The organism is Streptomyces sp. NPDC006643, from assembly GCF_042870175.1.
Taxonomy (GTDB): domain Bacteria; phylum Actinomycetota; class Actinomycetes; order Streptomycetales; family Streptomycetaceae; genus Streptomyces.
On record NZ_JBIAHA010000018.1, the window covers coordinates 87,321 to 104,665 of the forward strand.

At 71.0% G+C, this 17,345-nt stretch carries 16 protein-coding genes; 12 read left to right on the top strand and 4 right to left on the bottom strand.

Annotation, left to right across the window (positions count from 1 at the left end):
- Positions 1–95 precede the first annotated feature (95 nt).
- From ACFYNU_RS24075 to ACFYNU_RS24090, 4 genes are all read left to right on the top strand, one after another.
- Positions 96–1,529, top strand: coding sequence for an SLC13 family permease (locus tag ACFYNU_RS24075; protein ID WP_356585238.1), 1,434 nt, complete (start codon positions 96–98; stop codon positions 1,527–1,529).
- Positions 1,526–2,701 carry a glycerate kinase gene (locus ACFYNU_RS24080; RefSeq protein WP_356585239.1) on the top strand — a complete coding sequence of 392 codons (1,176 nt, stop codon included), beginning with the start codon at positions 1,526–1,528 and terminating at the stop codon, positions 2,699–2,701. Before ACFYNU_RS24075 ends, ACFYNU_RS24080 begins: the two co-directional genes overlap by 4 nt.
- Positions 2,702–2,950: 249 nt before the next feature.
- Entirely contained in the window at positions 2,951–4,114 is a 1,164-nt protein-coding gene (locus ACFYNU_RS24085) for a lipase (protein ID WP_356585240.1), read from the top strand.
- Positions 4,115–4,121: 7 nt separating this feature from the next.
- Positions 4,122–5,120 (top strand): zinc-binding dehydrogenase, encoded by a 999-nt coding sequence (locus ACFYNU_RS24090; RefSeq protein WP_356585241.1) that lies wholly within the window; start codon positions 4,122–4,124, stop codon positions 5,118–5,120.
- Between the two features lie 24 nt (positions 5,121–5,144).
- On the opposite strand, the gene ACFYNU_RS24095 is transcribed toward ACFYNU_RS24090, so the two are convergent.
- Positions 5,145–5,582, bottom strand: a complete 438-nt coding sequence (locus tag ACFYNU_RS24095; RefSeq protein ID WP_356585242.1) for a hypothetical protein — start codon at positions 5,580–5,582, stop codon at positions 5,145–5,147.
- Position 5,583: 1 nt separating this feature from the next.
- Positions 5,584–6,363, bottom strand: a complete 780-nt coding sequence (locus ACFYNU_RS24100) for a sulfite exporter TauE/SafE family protein (RefSeq protein WP_356585243.1) — start codon at positions 6,361–6,363, stop codon at positions 5,584–5,586.
- Positions 6,364–6,447: 84 nt separating this feature from the next.
- Between ACFYNU_RS24100 and ACFYNU_RS24105 the strand changes: the two genes are divergently transcribed.
- Complete coding sequence (locus tag ACFYNU_RS24105; RefSeq protein ID WP_356585244.1) at positions 6,448–7,353, top strand: LysR family transcriptional regulator; 906 nt, start codon at positions 6,448–6,450, stop codon at positions 7,351–7,353.
- Here ACFYNU_RS24105 and ACFYNU_RS24110 read toward each other — a convergent pair.
- Entirely contained in the window at positions 7,350–7,667 is a 318-nt protein-coding gene (locus tag ACFYNU_RS24110) for a WhiB family transcriptional regulator (RefSeq protein ID WP_356585245.1), read from the bottom strand. The two genes, ACFYNU_RS24105 and ACFYNU_RS24110, sit on opposite strands and share 4 nt — an antisense overlap.
- Before the next feature lie 202 nt (positions 7,668–7,869).
- On the opposite strand from ACFYNU_RS24110, the gene ACFYNU_RS24115 reads away from it, so the two are divergent.
- Positions 7,870–8,412: an EF-hand domain-containing protein gene (locus ACFYNU_RS24115; RefSeq protein WP_356585246.1), complete on the top strand. Its 543-nt coding sequence runs from the start codon at positions 7,870–7,872 to the stop codon at positions 8,410–8,412.
- Between the two features lie 66 nt (positions 8,413–8,478).
- On the opposite strand, the gene ACFYNU_RS24120 is transcribed toward ACFYNU_RS24115, so the two are convergent.
- Entirely contained in the window at positions 8,479–9,429 is a 951-nt protein-coding gene (locus ACFYNU_RS24120) for a methionyl-tRNA formyltransferase (RefSeq protein ID WP_356585247.1), read from the bottom strand.
- A 242-nt stretch (positions 9,430–9,671) separates the two neighbouring features.
- On the opposite strand from ACFYNU_RS24120, the gene ACFYNU_RS24125 reads away from it, so the two are divergent.
- From ACFYNU_RS24125 to ACFYNU_RS24150, 6 genes are all read left to right on the top strand, one after another.
- A complete protein-coding gene (locus ACFYNU_RS24125; RefSeq protein ID WP_356585248.1) occupies positions 9,672–11,009 on the top strand; it encodes a SidA/IucD/PvdA family monooxygenase in 1,338 nt (445 codons plus the stop codon).
- A 98-nt stretch (positions 11,010–11,107) separates the two neighbouring features.
- A complete protein-coding gene (locus ACFYNU_RS24130; RefSeq protein WP_356585249.1) occupies positions 11,108–12,166 on the top strand; it encodes an iron ABC transporter permease in 1,059 nt (352 codons plus the stop codon).
- Positions 12,163–13,251, top strand: coding sequence for an iron chelate uptake ABC transporter family permease subunit (locus ACFYNU_RS24135; protein WP_356585250.1), 1,089 nt, complete (start codon positions 12,163–12,165; stop codon positions 13,249–13,251). Before ACFYNU_RS24130 ends, ACFYNU_RS24135 begins: the two co-directional genes overlap by 4 nt.
- A gap of 97 nt (positions 13,252–13,348) precedes the next feature.
- On the top strand, positions 13,349–14,176 hold the full coding sequence (locus ACFYNU_RS24140; RefSeq protein WP_356585409.1) for an ABC transporter ATP-binding protein: 828 nt from the start codon (positions 13,349–13,351) through the stop codon (positions 14,174–14,176).
- Positions 14,177–14,363: 187 nt separating this feature from the next.
- Positions 14,364–15,413 carry an iron-siderophore ABC transporter substrate-binding protein gene (locus ACFYNU_RS24145; RefSeq protein ID WP_356585251.1) on the top strand — a complete coding sequence of 350 codons (1,050 nt, stop codon included), beginning with the start codon at positions 14,364–14,366 and terminating at the stop codon, positions 15,411–15,413.
- A gap of 92 nt (positions 15,414–15,505) precedes the next feature.
- Positions 15,506–17,296: an ABC transporter ATP-binding protein gene (locus ACFYNU_RS24150; protein WP_356585252.1), complete on the top strand. Its 1,791-nt coding sequence runs from the start codon at positions 15,506–15,508 to the stop codon at positions 17,294–17,296.
- Positions 17,297–17,345: the final 49 nt, after the last annotated feature.

The window sequence follows — 17,345 nt, forward strand, 5'->3', positions numbered from 1 at the left end:
CCCCTCGCGCCCGGCAGCCGGCGCCGCCGCGTACATGAAGCGGCTTTCACACAAGGCTCATTCGGACCTCACGGCCGGCGCCCAGGCTGATCGTCGTGTCCCTCACTCTCCGGCAGACCGTCTGCCTCAGCGCCGTTCTCGGCCTCTGCGCCCTGCTCGCCCTGCCAGGCGGTGTCGCCGGACTCGGCGGCGACGCGCGGTTCACGCTCGTCGTCTTCATCCTCGCCACCTACACGTGGATCGCCACCTCGGTCGACGACACGTACGTCGCACTCGGCGCCGGACTCGCGCTCACCGCGACCGGGGTGATCAGCAGCGAGACGCTGTTCGCGACCCTCGGTGACGAGACCGTCTGGCTGCTGATATGCGCGTTCGTCCTGGCCGCGGCCGTCAGCAAGACCGGACTCGCGGGCCGCGCCGCCGCCTGGCTGGTCGGCGGGGCGAGCACCGTACGGCAGTTGACGCATCTGACCACGGCCGGGCTCGTCGTCACGGCCTTCGCCGTACCGGCGACCTCCGGCCGCGCCGCCCTCGCCCTGCCCGTCTTCCTGGCACTCGCGAAGGCGCTCGCCGACCGGAAGCGGCTGGTGGTGATGCTGGCGCTGCTCTTCCCGACGGTGATCCTGCTCTCCGCCGTCGCCACCCTGATCGGCGCGGGCGCCCATCTGATCACCGTCAGCGTGCTGTGGGAACAGACGGGAGAGCAACTGAGCTTTGTCACCTGGCTGATCCTCGGACTGCCGCTCGCCGTCGTCTCCTCCCATCTGGCCGCCGAACTCGTGCTGTTGACGACAACCCGCCGGGCCGACCGGACCGGCCCCGTGCGGATCACCACGGAGCAGATCCAGGAACACTCGGACGCCCCGGTGCAAGGACCGCTCACCCCGCCGGAGGCGCGGTGCCTGCTGCTGCTGGGGACCGTCGTCCTGCTCTGGTGCAGCGAACCGCTGCACGGGGTGTCGCCCGCCGTGGTCGCCCTCATCGGCGCCGTCGTCGCCGCCTCGCCCGCCCTGGGCACGGTGGGTCTCAAGGACGGCCTGCGGACGGTGCCCTGGCCCCTGCTCCTGTTCATGGCCGCCACCATGGCGATGGGCATCGCGCTCTCCGAATCGGGCGCGGCCGACTGGCTGGTGGGCTGGGTGCCCGGCAGCGAGTCGATGCCGCCGTGGCTGTTCCTCGCCGGCGTGGTCGTCATCAGTACGGCGGCGCATCTGGCACTCCAGTCCCGCTCCGCCCGCTCCTCCGTCCTGGTCCCGCTGGTCGTCGCGGCGGCGATGGCCGCCGGCGTCAATCCGGTCGCCGCCGCGTTCGCGTCGACCGCCGCCGCCGGTTTCTGCCACACCCTCCCCGCCTCCGCCAAACCCGTCGCGCTCTTCGCCGATGTGCCCGGCACCCCCACGTACACCCCACGCGATCTCCTGCGGCTCTCCGCCCTGCTCGCGCCCCTGACCGCGGCACTCGTGCTGCTCTTCGCCCTCGCCGTCTGGCCGCTGCTCGGCGTGCCCGTCCACCTGGAGACCCAGCCATGAGCTACCGCATCGTCATCGCCCCCAGCGGGTTCAAGGAGTCCCTGTCCGCGGCCCAGGTGGCCGAGTCCATCGCCGAAGGCGTGCTGCGGGTGATCCCCGACGCCGACATCGATCTCATCCCGCTGGTGGACGGGGGAGAGGGTACGGCGGAGGCGCTGGCCCTCGCGGGCGGCGGCCGGCTGGTGCCGTGCACCGCCACGGGCCCGGTCGGGCTGCCCGTACGCACACACTTCGCCCTGCTCGGCGAGGACGGCCCCGGCCCCGTCACCGCCGTCGTGGAGATGGCCGCGGTCGCCGGTCTCTCCCTCGTACCCGCCGACCGGCGTGATCCCGGGTCCACCACCACCTACGGCGTCGGTGAGCTGATCCGGGCCGCCCTGGACCTCGGGGCGCGTCGGGTGCTCGTCGGCTGCGGCGACTCCGGCACGTCGGACGGCGGCGCCGGAGCGCTCCAGGCACTGGGCGCACGGTTGACGGACCACGAGGGCCAGGAGCTTCCGCCGGGCGGCGCGGCGCTCACGGAACTGGTCCGCGTCGACACCTCGGGGCTCGACCGGCGCCTCGCCGACACCGAACTCCTCGTGGCCTGCAACCCGTTCAACGTCCTGTGCGGCGCGCACGGCGTGGCGCGCGTGTTCGGGCCGCAGAAGGGCGCGAGCCCGGCCGAGGTCGAGGTGCTGTCGGCGGCCCTGGAACGCTGGGCGGCGGTCCTCACCCGCGATCTGCCACCCGCGATCGACCTGCGGACGGCCCCCGGCACCGGGGCGTCCGGTGGCCTGGGAGCCGGCTTGGCCGCACTGGGCGCCCGACTGCTGCCCCGCTTCGAGGTCCTGCTCGACCGGCTCGACCTGGACGCCAGACTGGCCCGCGCCGATCTGGTGATCACGGCCGAGGGCGCGCTCGACCACCAGACCGTACGAGGCAAGATCCCCGCCGAGGTCGCGAGCCGCGCCCACGCGGCCGGAGTGCCGGTGTTCGTCCTCGCGGGCACGATCGGTCCGGGCGCCCACCTGGTGCGGGCGATCGGCGTCGACGCGTACAGCGCGATCCTGCCGGCGCCGATGTCGCTGCCCGAGGCGATCGAGGGCACCAGCGAAATCCTCGCCGACGCCACGGAACGAGCCCTGCGGATCCTGGAGCTGGGCACCCGGATGGCGGTGCGGGCGGCGTGAGGGGGGCGGGTGAGGGGCTGCGGCTGCCGGGGGTGCCGGGCGCCGGGGGCCGCGCTGTCCGCCGACGAGGGCCTGCCCGGCGGGGCCGCCGCCACTTACGGCGATACGGGGTCACGCGCTCGACCACGTACGGTCCCTTCCCAGTGGATCCCGCCCCGGGGCAGCTGGTCCGACGACATCCGTTTGGCCGCATCATGTGACGGGTGATCACCGACCCGGCTCGGTGCCGATTCGAAGGGCGGAAGCGAGATGGCCACCGGTCTGTCGCACGGAACCACCTTCCCCAGTGCTCAGGTCCGCGTCGACGGCGCGCTCGATCTCCAGGAGAACGAGCGGGGACTTCGACCACGAAGACTGCCCGCCTGGACGCGGGGGCAGCTGCCGCACCCTTTCGTGGACGTGGTGGCGCAGGCGACCGCCGGCGTACGGCTGGTCTTCCGTACGGAGGCCACCACGCTCGAACTGACCCTGCACACCACCCGGGTGGTGGTGCCGGGCGGAGAGCCGCTGGCGGCGGCGGTCGACCTGGTCGTCGACGGCCGCCGGGTGCGCCGTGAGCACCTGACCGGCGGTGACCTGCTGCACATCGTCTCCGTACGGAACGACGTCGAAATGGTCCCCGGCGAAGCGGACACGGTTCGCTTCGCCGGTCTCGCCGACCGCGACAAGCAGGTCGAGATCTGGCTGCCCCAGTCGGTCGGCTGCGATCTCGTCTCGCTCCGGGCGGACGCGGAGCTGCGCACGGCGGAACCGGACACCCGCCCGCGTTGGGTGCACTACGGCTCTTCGGTGAGCCAATCCCTCGAAGCCGAGGGGCCGACCGATACCTGGCCCTCCGTCGCGGCGACGGCCGTCGGGCTCCATCTGACGAATCTCGCTCTCGCCGGCAACGCGATGCTCGACCCGTTCATGGCGCGCACCGTCCGGGACATGCCCGCCGACCTGATCAGCCTCAAGATCGGCGCCAACATCGTCGAGCAGGCCACCATGCGCCTGCGTACTTTCCTGCCCGCCGTGCACGGATTCCTGGACACCATCCGCGAAGGCCACCCCGACACCCCCGTCTTGGTGATCTCACCGATCCCGTCGCCCACTCTGGAGCACACACCCGGCCCGACCGTGACGGATCCCGGAACCCGCCGCCCCCTGGCGAGCGGCAGCGCGGATCAGGTCCCCCTCGGCGCTCTCACCCTCACGACGGTCCGCGAGAGCCTGCGCGACCTCGTGGCGCAACGGCGGAAGACCGATCCCGCGCTCAGCCATCTCGACGGGCGTGAACTGCTGGGAGCCGACGAGGCCGCCGATCTGCACGACGGTCTGCATCCGAACGCCGCGGCCTACCTCCGGATGGGGACCCGGTTCGCGGACATCGTCTCCGCACGGTCCTCGGTCGCGGAGACCGCCCTGCGATGATCGCCGCATGCGCGCACTCGTTACCGACAGCCGAAGCTCCCGGTGGACGGTCGTCGAACTTCCGGCGCCCGGTATCGGTCCGCACGACGTCCTGGTGGAGGTGGCCGCCGCCGGGCTGAATCATGCCGATCTGCTGATGCGGCAAGGGCGTTACGTACCCACCGGCGCCGACTGGAACGTGCCGGCGGACCGGGTGGGGTTCGAGATGGCCGGGCGGGTGCGCGCGATCGGGTCTCGTGTGACCGGCTTCGCGCCGGGACAGTTCGTGATGGCTCAGACCGGTGGCGCCTGCGCCGAGTTGGTGGCCGTCGATCACCGGCTTCTGCTGCCCGTACCCGAAACCGTCGACCCCACCGACGCCGCGGGTCTGCCGAGCGCTCTGCTCACCGAGTACGACGCTCTGACCGCGAGTGCCCGGATCCGGCCCGCCGATCGTGTCCTGATCACCGGCGCCACGAGCGGCGTCGGTCTCGTCGGTGTCCAACTCGCCCGCGCGCTCGGCGCCGGCGCGGTCATCGCCACCACGCGCAGCGCCGCCAAGGTCGCGCTGCTGCGGTCCTTGGGCGCCGACCGCGTGGTTGACACGAGCGCCGAGGGCATCGCGGACGCCCTCGGGCCCGACGCCTACGACATCTGTCTCGACCATGTCGGAGGCGCGCGGTTCGGCGAACTGATGGGCGCGGCGGCCCCGTCGGCCAGGATCGTGCAGATCGGACGGCTCGCCGGCGACCACGCCCGGATCGACCTCGAACTGCTGGCCGCTCGCCGACTACGTCTGATCGGCACGACCTTCCGGGGCCGCGACGCCGGTGAACTCCACGCCCTGGTGGCTCACTTGCGTACCGCCCTCCCCCGCCTGCTGGGCGGGCACCACGTCAGGACGGTGGTCGACTCGGTCTTCGATCTCACGGCGGCCGAGGACGCGGCGAAACGGCTCACCGAGCCGGGCCTGAGCGGCAAGGTCGTCCTGCGGATCGCGCGGTCGCGCGAGCCGGCGCGACGGTGAACCGATGACCGCCGCCGCGGCCCATCACCCGCCGGTCCGGCGGAAGAGAGCGCCGGACACCGGCGCGGTGCCGCGATCGGGGTCCCCGTCCCCGTGGCGCAGTACCCAGTCGTCCAGATCGCGTGCCGCTTCGAGCGGCGCCACGGTCAGGTACGACTGCCACCAACTCGCCTCGCCGCGGGGGTCGGCGGACGCGGCGGCCCCGTCCTCCCGGACACGCTCGAATCTGGCCGCCGCCTCGTAGAACCGGTGCGCGGCGGCCAGGACTTGAATGGCGTCGGCCAGTGGCGAGCCCGCGCCGCCGGGTGCGACCGGGACGGCCGTGCGGGCGAGTTCGGCCAGTTCGTACGCCGCGAACGCCACCTCCAGCCGCGCCCGCACCGTGCCGTTGCCAGTGTCCGGGTCCGGGTCCGGGTCCGGGTCCGGGTACGGCGCTCCCGAGCCCCCGCCCCCCTCGGCCATGTCAGCCTCCCTTCGCGGCACGCAGGAAGTACAGGACGGTCATCGTGACGGCGATGGTCAGGATGGTGCCGCGCAGCAGCCGGGCCGGGAGACGGCGCGCGAGGTGGGCCCCGACGAAGCCGCCCGCCACCGCGCCGGCCAGCATCGTCACCAGCACGAGCGGAGTGCGCAGCGCGTCCGAGGCCACGAGGAACAGCGCGGTCGCGCTGAGATTGACGGCCGAGACCTGGGCGATCCGCATCGGGTTGCTCGCCGCGGTGTCGAGACCGAGGCCGATGCTCCATACCGCCAGCAGCATGATGCCTATGGCCCCGCCGAAGTATCCGCCGTACACGGCGAGCAGGAACTGCGCGACCAGGACGGCCCGTGAACTCATGCCGGCCCCGTCCGAACGGCCCGTCGCCGCGTTCAGCGCACGGGTGAGACGACGCCCGAAGGCGAGGACCAGGGTCGCGAAGGCGAGCAGCCAGGGCACGGCGGCGTCGAACGACGCGCTCGGCAGGAGCAGCAGCAGGCCCGCGCCGAGCGCGCCGCCGAGCAGGCTGGTCGCGGTCAGCGCCGAGGCCGACGTCTCGCCGACCGGGGCGAGTTCGCGTCGGTACACCCACGCACTGGTCACGGAGCCGGGCGCGAGGGCCACGGTCGACGACGCGTTCGCCGCGACGGGGGAGAGGCCGGCCGCGACCAGCGCGGGCAGCGCCACGAACGTACCCCCGCCGCCGATGGCGTTCATCGTTCCGGCGACGGCGCCGGCGAGCAGAACGAGCGCGATGTCGGGCACCCGCCGAGCATCGCCCCGCGCCCGGTGGGCGCACAATGCGTCATTTCTGTACCCAGCCTAAGGCTGTGCCTTAGGCTGGGACGAATGCGCTACGACCTGGACGATCTGCGGCTCTTTCTCGACATCCTCGCGGAGGGGTCGATCACCGGGGGTGCCCGCCGCGTCCATCTGAGCCTGCCGTCGGCCAGCGCACGGGTGCGCGCGCTGGAGCACACCGCCGGTGTCGCCCTGCTGATCCGCGGGCGCCGGGGCGTACGCCCCACCCCGGCCGGTACGACCCTGGCGCGCCACGCTCGCGACGTCCTCGCCCAGACGGCCCGGCTGGAGAGCGCCGTCGCGAGCTACACCCGGTCCCCGGCCGCCCCGCTGACCCTGCTGGGCGGCGGCTCCGCCATGCAGGGCTTCGTGCCACAGGCCCTGGTCTCGTTCCTCCGCGCGCATCCGGACGTCGACGTCCACGTCTCCGAGAGCCGCACCCCGCAGACCGTGCGGACGCTGACCGAGGGCGAGGCCGATCTGGGGATCGTCATTGACGATGAGGAGGCCCGCGACTGCGGCCTCGACATGGAGCCTCTCGGTGACGACTCCCTCGTGGTGATCGGCCAGGCCGGCGGGATCCTGGCCGGGCGGACGGGCCGCCCCGGTCTGACGTACAGCGAGGTCGCCGAGCACCCTCTCGTCGGACTCGACGCCAACTCCTCGCTACGCGGCTGGATCGAGAAGAACGTCGGCCCGCACGCCCCGGTCGTGCGCTACCGCACCACGGTCGCCGGTCTGAACACCCTCGTCGGCCTGGCCGCCGCCGGGGTCGGCCTCGCCGTCGTACCCCGCCGCACCGTCGACCCGCAGCTGCCGCTCGACGTCTGCGAACTGGCGGACACCTGGGCGCGCCGGCTCCATCTGCTGGCCTGGGGCGCGAAGAGCGCCCGTACCCCGGGGACGGCCACCGCCGCACTCGCGGAGCATCTGCGCCAAGCGGCGTTCGCCTAGAAGCCGCTGGGCAGTCGCAGGCCCTCGCCGTCGTCGGGCTGTTCGTGTTCGTCCCGCGCCGTCTCCAGCAGGCGCCGCCAGGACGTGACGGTCGGTCTCCGCCGTAGCAGCGCCCGGCGTTCGCGTTCGGTCATACCGCCCCAGACGCCGAACTCCTCACGGTTGTCCAAGGCGTGGGCCAGGCACTCGGTGCGCACCTGACAGCCCAGACACACGGACTTCGCCTTGTTCTGCTCCTGGCCCTGTACGAACAGGGTGTCCGGGTCGACGCCCCGGCAGGCACCGCGTGCGCCCCACTCCGACTGTGCGTTCATCGAACCCCCCTTCCCCTGGAAGGTCAGACGCTACAAAACGCTTCTCCGTTGCGACAGATGGCAGTTCGCTGATCACTCCTTTGGGTGATCGCCGAACTCCGGTCTCCGGAGGGGTGACCCTTCGTTCACATGTGCCCGTAGTTGCGTGGGCGTGTCCGAATCTATAGTCGGGGCCGTCCGTCACCTCAAGGGAGGCCCGCGCATGGCCAGTGCTTTTCAGGAGCGCAAGCTCAAGGGGATGTTCGCCGCGTTCGACGCGGACAGCGACGGCTATCTGCGCGAGGAGGACTTCAGGGCGCTCGTCGCCCGCTGGAGCCTGCTGCCCGCGGTGGCGCCCGGGACGGAGCTGCGGACGCGGGTGGAGACGCTGCTGATGGGCTGGTGGGCGGCGCTGCTGGAGACCGGCGACGCGAACGGGGACGGCGCGGTCGACCTGGGTGAACTGCTCGCGCTCGTCGACAAGTTGCCCGCCATGGTCGCGGATGTCTCCGCGACCGCCGACACCGTCTTCGACGCCGTGGACTCCGACGGCGACGGTGTCATATCCCCGGAGGAGCACCGCAGGCTCGTCGAGACCTGGAACGGCCGGTCCATGGACATGACGGGCGTCTTCGAACTGCTCGACCTCAACGGTGACGGGCACCTCAGCCGCGAGGAGTTCGCGGTGCTGTGGCGTCAGTACTGGATGAGCGACGACCCGGTGGAACCGGGCAACTGGCTCTGCGGACGGTTCCCCGCCTCCTAAGCCGCCTCGTGCGCCGGGAGCGATCCGACGTCGCGGCCCCCGCCCGGGGGCCGCGACGCTTCGGCGTCAGGCGGAGGTGGTCGTGAGATAGCCGCCCATGGAGGTGAAGTACTCCGTCGCGGGCAGCTCCCGGCCGTCCTCGGTACGTACACGGGTGATGGCCAGGCCCCGGTTGCGGCCGGTGCGCGCGTCGGCGCCGGCGACGATGACCACGCCGTCGCCCTCGCGGTAGAAGACGCGGCCGGGCGTACCGCCGTAACGCCCCTCGGACACCACGGCGGCCAGCACCTCGAGTCGCTTGCCCTTGTGGAAGGTGAAGGCGCTGGGGTACGGCTCCGACTGCGCGCGCACCAGGCGTTCGAGGTCCTCCGCCGGCCAGGACCAGTCGATGCGGATGTCCTCGGTGGCCCGCTTGTGGAAGAACGTCGCCTGCGAGCGGTCCTGCTTGGTGAACTCCGTCTGTCCGGCGGCGATGAGGCCGAGCGCGCCGATGGTGACGGGGGCGATGAGGTCGACGGTCTTGTGGAAGAGATCCGTGGCGGTGTCCGTCGGGCCGACCGGGACGGCCTCCTGCCGGACGATGTCGCCGGCGTCCAGCTCGTCGTCCATCAAGTGCGCGGTGACGCCCACTTCGGACTCCCCGTTGATCAGGGCCCAGATCAGCGGCGAGAAACCGGCGTACTTCGGCAGCAGCGAGTCGTGCACGTTGAGGGTGCCGTGGCGCGGCAGACCGAAGATGCGCGGCGGTATCCACGTACGCCAGTTGTTGGCCACGATGATGTCCGGATCGGCCGCCTTGAGGCGCTCGAACAGCTCCTCGTCGTCCGGGCGGTTGCGGATCAGCACCGGGACGTCGTGCTCCTCGGCGAGATCGGCGACGGAGTCGCTCCAGATCTTCTCGTACGCGTGCTCGCTCTTGGGGTGTGTCACCACCAGCACCACGTCGTGCTCGGAGTCCAGGAGGGCTTGCAGGGTGCGATGGCCCCAGGTCTGGTAACCGAACATGACGACCCGCATGGGGTTCCTCCTCAGAGCAGGGATGGACCGAGGGAGAGTTAAGCAAGGCTTACCTTAGTTTGCAACTCGCCCTCGCGATACCCCAGTCGGGCGGCGCCCGGTGTCGGGGGGCCCTATCGACAGCCGCAAGGGATTAGCTTAGGCTCACCTAAGTTCGGGCGGGCTGCCCTGTCGGCGTGCCCGCCCTCCGCACCTTGCCCCCCGCACCCGACAGGCGGCTTCCCCGTATGAATGGGAGTGACATGTCACAGGTTCTTCCTGGCGACGCAGCACCGGTCTACGACCTCATAGGCATCGGCTTCGGGCCGTCCAATGTGGCCATGTCGATCGCGGTCACCGAGCACAACGCGCGCGTCGGCAGGCAGGAGTCCGTCACCGCCCACTTCTTCGAGCAGCAACCGCGCTTCGGCTGGCACCGGGGCATGCTGATCGACGACGCGACCATGCAGGTGTCCTTCCTCAAGGACCTCGTGACGCTCCGGAACCCGACCAGTGAGTTCAGCTTCCTCTGCTACCTCCAGAGCAAGGGCCGCCTGATCGACTTCATCAACCACAAGAACCTCTTCCCGCTCCGGGTCGAGTTCCACGACTACTTCGAGTGGGCCGCGGCCAAGGTCGACGACATGGTCTCGTACGGCCACGAGGTCGTCGGCGTCACACCGGTCCGTCAGGACGACGGGACCGTGGAGTACCTGGACGTGACCGTACGGTCCGGCGAGGGGCTCGTGGTCCACCGGGCCCGCAACCTCGTCATCGGCACCGGGCTGCGCCCCCAGCTGCCCGCGGGCGTCGAGCGCGGCGACCGCGTCTGGCACAACTCCGAACTGCTCAAGAAGGTCGACGGGTTGGCGGGCACCTCGCCCTCCCGGTTCGTCGTCGTGGGCGCCGGCCAGAGCGCCGCCGAGAACGTCGCGTATCTGCACCGCCGCTTCCCGGAGGCCGAGGTCTGCGCGGTCTTCTCCCGCTACGGCTACAGCCCCGCCGACGACAGCGGTTTCGCCAACCGGATCTTCGACCCCGAGGCGGTCGACCAGTACTTCGCCGCGCCCGACGACGTCAAGAACCGGCTGATGGACTATCACGGGAACACCAACTACTCCGTGGTGGACATCGACCTGATCGACGACCTGTACCGGCAGAGCTACCAGGAGAAGGTCCTCGGCACCGAGCGGCTGCGCTTCATCAACGTCTCCAGGCTCGTCGACGTCAAGGAGACGCCGGACAAGGCCCGTGCCACGGTGAAGTCCCTCGTCACCGGCGAGGAGACCTTCCTGGACGCTGACGTCGTGGTGTTCGCCACCGGCTACCACCAGGCCGACCCCGTCGGCCTCCTCGGCGATGTCGGCGAGCGCTGCCTGCGCGACGAAGGGGGCCGCGTCCGGGTCGAACGCGACTACCGGATCGCGACCGACGACGAACTGCGCTGCGGCATCTATCTCCAGGGCGGTACGGAGCACACGCACGGCATCACCTCGTCCCTGCTGTCCAACACCGCGATCCGGGTCGGCGAGATCCTCGACTCGCTGCTCGACCGGGGTGCCAAGGCCGCCTCGGGCGAGGCCCGGCAGACCACTGTGTGACGTCTGTCCGACGACAGCGCCCCGGGCCCGGACAGGGGGCGTACGACGCCCGACCGGCCATGCTTCCCGCGTAGATCAAAGGGATAACGTACGTCGACATGAGCACGACTGCATTGGAACGCCCTCTGCCCAGGGGCACGACAGACACCCGTCGGCGGCGGGTGATGGGCGTGGGCGCGCTGATGGTGGTCCTCGTGATCGCGGGAGCGGTGTCGCTGGCCGTCGGCGCGCGCGCGTTGAGTCCGGCGGACGTGTGGCACGGGCTGTCCGGGCCGCCGGACCCTGATCAGCGGCTCACCGAGATCAGGCTCATCGTGCGGACCGTGCGGATACCCCGGACGGTGCTCGCCGTCGTGGCGGGCATCGCCCTCGGGGCCGGCGGGGCGCTGATCCAGGGCTTCACGCGCAACCCGATAGCGGACACGGGCCTGTTGGGGGTGAACGCCGGCGCCTCGTTCGCGGTGGTGACGGTGATCGCCCTGTTCGGATTCACCAGCCCGTTCCAGTACGTCTGGTTCGCCTTCCTCGGCGCGGGAGCCGCCGGTGTCGTCGTGTTCGGCCTCGCGAGTATCGGCCGGGGGGCGGGCAATCCGCTGACGCTGGCGCTCGCCGGGCAGGGAGTCACGGTGTTCCTCGGGGCGATGACGACGGCCGTCTCGCTGTCGGACGTAAAGTCGCTGAACGCGCTGCGGTTCTGGAACTCCGGTTCCGTGGCCGGTGTCGGCTTCGACGTCATCTGGCCGGTGACCGCGTTCGTCGCGGTCGGTCTGATCCTGGCGCTGATCACGCTGCCCGCCCTCAACCTGCTCAACCTCGGTGACGACGTGGCGCGGGGCCTCGGGGTGAACATCGTGCGCAGCCGGACCATCGGCATCGTCGCCATCACCCTGCTGGCGGGCGCCGCGACGGCGGCGTGCGGCCCCATCGCCTTCCTCGGGCTGATGGTGGCCCACATCGCCCGGTATCTGACCGGGCCGGACTACCGCTGGCTGGTGCCGTACGCGGGTCTGCTCGGCGCCGTCGTCCTGCTGGTCTGCGACATCGTGGGCCGACTGGTGGTGCGGCCGGGCGAGTTGGACTCGGGCGTCGTCGTCGCCCTCATCGGCGCCCCGTTCTTCGCGGCCCTGGTGTGGCGAGGAAAGTTCAAGAGCGCATGAACGAGACAGATGTGAAGCGCGCGAAGCCCCCGGTGGCGCTGTCGCCGGGCGTACGGCTCGGCGGGATGTCCTTCGTCTGGCGGCCCTGGCCCGTCCTGGTCACGGTGCTGCTGACGGCCGGCACCTTCCTGCTGTTCTGCGTGTCCATCGGGGTCGGCGACTTCCCCATCGGGCTGCCCCAGGTGGTCACCACGCTCCTCGGCCAGGGCGAGCAGGTCGACGAGTTCGTGATCATGGATCTGCGGCTGCCGCGCGCCCTCGCCGGTCTCGTCGTCGGGATCGCCCTGGGGGTGTCCGGTGCGATCACGCAGTCCGTCGCGCGCAATCCGCTGGCCAGCCCGGAGATTCTGGGGATCACCTGGGGCGCCGGCGCGGTCGCGGTGTTCCTGGTGACGGTCTCCGGCGGGACCACCACGGCGGTGGTCAACTCCGTGGGCATGTCGGCGGCGGCGCTCGCCGGCGGTCTCCTCACCGGACTGCTGGTCTACTTCCTGGCCTGGCGGCGCGGGATCGACGGCATGCGCCTCATCCTCATCGGCATCTCGGTGAGCGCGGTGATGCAGGCGATCACCACCTGGCTGCTGGTCAAGGCCGACATCCGGGACGTGGCGCGCGCCCAGGTGTGGCTGGTCGGCTCGCTGGACAACCGCTCGTGGGACGACGTCCGGGTGGCGCTGTGGTGCACGCTCGTCCTGCTGGTCGTCGTCACGGGCGCCGCCTTCCAGTTCAAGCCGATGCACCTCGGCGACGAGATCGCCGCGGGGCTGGGGGTGCGGTACGCGGCCGTACGGGCGGTCCTGCTGCTGTGCGCCGTCCTGCTGGCGGCGGTGGCGGTGAGCGTGGCCGGCCCGGTCGCGTTCGTCGCGCTGGTGGCGCCGCAGGTGGCGATGCGTCTGCTGCGGTGTCCGACACCGCCGTTGACGGCCTCCGGCCTGCTGGGCGCGGCGCTGCTGATCGGCGCGGACCTGGTGGCGCGCGCGGGGCTGCCGATCACGCTCCCCGTCGGTGTGGTCACCGCCGCGATCGGCGGGCCCTTCCTCGTCTATCTGCTCGTACGGGGGAACCTCCGGCAGACAGATAGATGATAAAAAGGTTAGGCAAACCTAATAAGGGGGGCTTGTGGCCGCTCAGTCCATCACCGAGATCGAGTCCGGGACCGATGACGACACCGCGTCGGAGGTCGTGTCCGAGGCCGGGTCCACGACCCGGTCCGGCGCCGACGGCGCCGCGCGGCTGGCGGCCAGAGGTGTCACGGTCGGATACGCGGGCCGGACCGTCATCGACGGCCTGGACGTGTCGATCCCGCCGGGGGTGATCACCACGATCATCGGCCCCAACGGCTGTGGGAAGTCGACCCTGTTGCGCACCCTGACGCGGCTTCTCAAGCCGGCCAGGGGCACGGTCGTGCTCGACGGTGAGGACATCGCCGGGCTCAGGACCAGGGATGTGGCGAAGAAGCTGGGTCTGCTGCCGCAGGCGCCGGTCGCGCCCGAGGGGCTGACGGTGGCCGACCTGGTCGCCAGGGGCCGCCATCCGCACCAGAGTTGGCTGCGCCAGTGGTCGTCGGACGACGCCGATGTCGTGGAGCGCGCGCTGGCCATGACCGGGGTCGCCGATCTGGCGGACCGCCCGGTCGACTCGCTGTCCGGCGGGCAGCGCCAGCGCGTCTGGATATCGATGACGCTGGCTCAGGGCACCGACCTGCTGCTGCTGGACGAGCCGACCACCTATCTGGACCTGGCCCACGCGGTCGACGTGCTCGACCTGGTGGACGATCTGCACGAGTCGGGGCGCACCGTCGTCATGGTGCTGCACGACCTCAATCTGGCGACGCGCTACAGCGACAACCTGATCGTGATGCGCGAGGGGTCGATCCTGGCGCAGGGGCATCCGCGTGACGTGATCACCGCCGAGCTGCTGTACGAGGCGTTCGGGCTGCGCGCCCAGGTGATCGACGCCCCGGTGGGCAACAGCCCGATCATCGTGCCGCTCGGCCGTACGCACGTCTAGTCGGCCCGCTTTCCGCTGCCCGACTCCGGGTCGCGGCACCCGGTCGCGGCGCCCGGTCCCGGTTCAAACCAAGGTTCGGTAAAGGGATTTCACAGGTTAGGCTAGGCTAACCTCACTTACGCAGGTTAAGGTTTGGCTGCCCTAAGACAAGGGTGCAGCGGACAGCGCGAATGCAAGGGACTGACGGATGCTTCTCCATAGAACGACGCTCGTGAAGGCATGGCGGCGGCCGGCGGCGGCACTGTCCGCCGCGGCGCTCGGCGTCGGCCTCCTCGCGGGCTGTGGCTCCGACTCGGCGGACGAGTCGAGCGACGACGCCCCCGCTGCCTCCTCCGGGGCGTTCCCCGTCACCGTGGAGCACGCGTTCGGATCCACGAAGGTGACGAAGGCCCCCAAGCGGGTCGTCACCGTCGGCTACACCGACGACCAGGCCGTTCTCGCGCTGGGCGTCAAGCCGGTCGGCATGGTCGACCAGTACCCGAACCCGGCGGGCAAGACGCCCGACATCAACACCCAGTGGCCCTGGGTGAAGGACAAGTGGGGCGACGCCCGCCCCGACGTCATCATGAAGAACGGCGACTCGGGCCCCAACTACGAGAAGATCGCCGCCCTGCGCCCGGATCTGATCATCGCGGTCTACTCCGAGGTCGACCAGGCCGCCTACGACAAGCTCTCCAAGATCGCCCCGACGGTGGGCCGCACCAAGGCCGAGAAGGAGCCCTTCAGCGCTCCCTGGCAGGACAACGCGGTGCAGATCGCCAAGGCGCTCGGCCAGGAGGACGAGGGCGCCAAGCAGGTGGCGGGCATTCAGGAGAAGCTCGACGCGGCCAAGAAGGCGAACCCCGAGTTCGCCGACCAGACCGCGGTCGTCATCTCCTGGTACAAGGACTCGATCGCCCCGTTCACCTCGACCGACGTACGCGGGCAGTTGGTGACCGGCGCCGGATTCAAGTACCAGACCAAGATCGACGAGATCGCGGACGGCGGCTTCTCCACCGAACTGTCCCCCGAGCGCATCGACTTGATCGACGTCGACCGCATCTTCGTCGTCAACGACAAGGCGGACACCGAGGCGTTGAAGAAGTCCGAACTCTTCGCCAACCTGCCCGCGGTCAAGAACGGGAAGGTCTCCTACCTGCTGGACAGCGAGGGCCCGGCCGTCGGCGCGGCCATGTCCCAGGGCACCCTGCCGTCCCTGCCGTACGCGATCGACGAACTCGTCAAGTCGGCCAAGTAGCCAAGTAGATCGGCCAAGTTAGAGATGACGATGGTGATCAGCCCGTCCCGCCCCCACTCCCGTCGTCGTCCACGGCCCGCAGGGGCCGCCGGGTGAGCGCCACCGACATCCGCCCCGCCCCGGCGGCGACCCTGCGTACGGCGACCGGGCGCGAGGCCACCCGGTGGGTCGTGGCGCACTGCCGCGAGGCCCCGTGGCTGACGCTCGCCACCGTCCTGACCACGGTGGCCGGAGCGGCGCTCCAGGTGCTTCCGGTGCTGCTGCTCGGGCAGGTGGTCGACGGGGTGGTCGAGGGCGAGCCGCGCTCGGTCCTGGTCACCGTCGCCGTACTGATGGGGGCCGCCGCGCTGCTCGGCGCGGCGGCCACCGCCGCGTCGACGTATCTGATCGGGCGCCTCGGCGCGGAACTCCTCGCTCAGCTGCGGGAACGCGCCGTCCGGGCGGTGCTGGCGATGCCCAGCGCACGTATCGAGCAGGTCGGCCGGGGCGATGTGCTGTCCCGGGTCGGTGACGATGTGGCCGTGCTGTCCAAGGGCATCCGTACGGCCATCCCCACCGTCTTCTCGGCGGGCGTACTGGTCTTCATCGCCACGGTCGGCATGTTCGGACTGGACTGGCGGCTCGGTCTGGCGGGCGCGGGCGCGCTGCCCGCGTACGCGCTGGCGCTGCGCTGGTATCTCCCGCGCTCCGCCCCGCTCTACCGCAGACAGCGGATCGCCCAGGCCGACCGGGCACAGGCGCTGATCAGCGGACTGAACGGGATCGACACCGTACGGGCGTACCGCCTGGAGGAGTCCGTACGCGAGACCGTCACCCGCGAGTCGTGGCGGGTGCGGAATCTCGGCATCGAGGTCTTCCGGTTCTTCGGCCGGTTCGTCGGCAGGGAGAACCGCGCCGAGTTCATCGGCCTCGTCCTCATCCTCCTGGTGGGTTACGCCCTGTTGGAGGCCGACGCCGCCAGCCTCGGCGAGGTGTCGGCGGCCCCGCTGATGTTCCACCGGCTGTTCACCCCGCTGGGCGCCATCATGTTCACCTTCGACGAGGCGCAGAAGTCGGGCGCCAGCTTGACCCGGCTGGTCGGGGTGCTGGGGGAGGACGCCGAGGACCGGCTGGTGGGCGACCGGTCCGTCACGGCCGCCGAGGCCGCGCCGTACCCCGTGACGGTGGAGGGGCTGACGTTCAGCTATCCCGACACCGACGAACCGGTCCTCAGGGACGTCGACCTGACGATTCCGGCGGGCGGTTCGCTCGCCCTCGTGGGGGCGACGGGCGCGGGCAAGTCGACGCTGGCCGCGCTGATCGCCGGCATCGGCACCCCGCAGGCCGGTTCGGTACGGATCGGATCGCACGATCTCGCCGGTCTCGACGAGGCCGGGGCGCGCGCCCTGGTGAGCATCCTGACGCAGGAGACCCATGTGTTCTCCGGTCCGCTCGCCGACGATCTGCGGCTCGCGGCGCCGGAGGCGACCGACGCCGAACTCGCCGACGCGCTGCGCACGGTGGGCGCCCACGAGTGGGTCGAGGCGCTGCCCGAGGGGCTGAACACCATGGTCGGCGAGGGCGGTGAGCGGCTGGATGTGACGAAGGTCGCCCAGGTCGCCCTGGCCCGGCTGGTGTTGGCCCGGTCGCCGGTGGTGGTGCTCGACGAGTCCACCGCGGAGGCGGGCAGCGAGGGCGCGGCGGAGCTGGAGCGCGCCGTGCTGGCCGCGTGTGCCGGCCGGACCACGCTGTTCGTGGCGCACCGGCTGACACAGGCGATGGCGGCGGACCGGATCGCCGTACTGGACGCGGGGCGTGTGGTGGAGCGCGGAACCCATGACGAGTTGGTGGCCCTGGGTGGCCGGTACGCGCGTCTGTGGCAGGCGTGGCGAGAGGGTAGTTAGGCAAACCTAAGTTAATTTAGGTTAGGCTAACTTTCATGCCTGGAAGGGA

Bases quoted from the DNA above. Each gene is read 5' to 3' on its own strand.
- ACFYNU_RS24080 (WP_356585239.1), top strand. From the start codon at position 1,526: ATGAGCTACCGCATCGTCATCGCCCCCAGCGGGTTCAAGGAGTCCCTG.
- ACFYNU_RS24085 (WP_356585240.1), top strand. From the start codon at position 2,951: ATGGCCACCGGTCTGTCGCACGGAACCACCTTCCCCAGTGCTCAGGTC.
- ACFYNU_RS24090 (WP_356585241.1), top strand. From the start codon at position 4,122: ATGCGCGCACTCGTTACCGACAGCCGAAGCTCCCGGTGGACGGTCGTC.
- ACFYNU_RS24095 (WP_356585242.1), bottom strand. From the start codon at position 5,582: ATGGCCGAGGGGGGCGGGGGCTCGGGAGCGCCGTACCCGGACCCGGAC.
- ACFYNU_RS24105 (WP_356585244.1), top strand. From the start codon at position 6,448: ATGCGCTACGACCTGGACGATCTGCGGCTCTTTCTCGACATCCTCGCG.
- ACFYNU_RS24110 (WP_356585245.1), bottom strand. From the start codon at position 7,667: ATGAACGCACAGTCGGAGTGGGGCGCACGCGGTGCCTGCCGGGGCGTC.
- ACFYNU_RS24115 (WP_356585246.1), top strand. From the start codon at position 7,870: ATGGCCAGTGCTTTTCAGGAGCGCAAGCTCAAGGGGATGTTCGCCGCG.
- ACFYNU_RS24120 (WP_356585247.1), bottom strand. From the start codon at position 9,429: ATGCGGGTCGTCATGTTCGGTTACCAGACCTGGGGCCATCGCACCCTG.
- ACFYNU_RS24125 (WP_356585248.1), top strand. From the start codon at position 9,672: ATGTCACAGGTTCTTCCTGGCGACGCAGCACCGGTCTACGACCTCATA.
- ACFYNU_RS24130 (WP_356585249.1), top strand. From the start codon at position 11,108: ATGAGCACGACTGCATTGGAACGCCCTCTGCCCAGGGGCACGACAGAC.
- ACFYNU_RS24135 (WP_356585250.1), top strand. From the start codon at position 12,163: ATGAACGAGACAGATGTGAAGCGCGCGAAGCCCCCGGTGGCGCTGTCG.
- ACFYNU_RS24145 (WP_356585251.1), top strand. From the start codon at position 14,364: ATGCTTCTCCATAGAACGACGCTCGTGAAGGCATGGCGGCGGCCGGCG.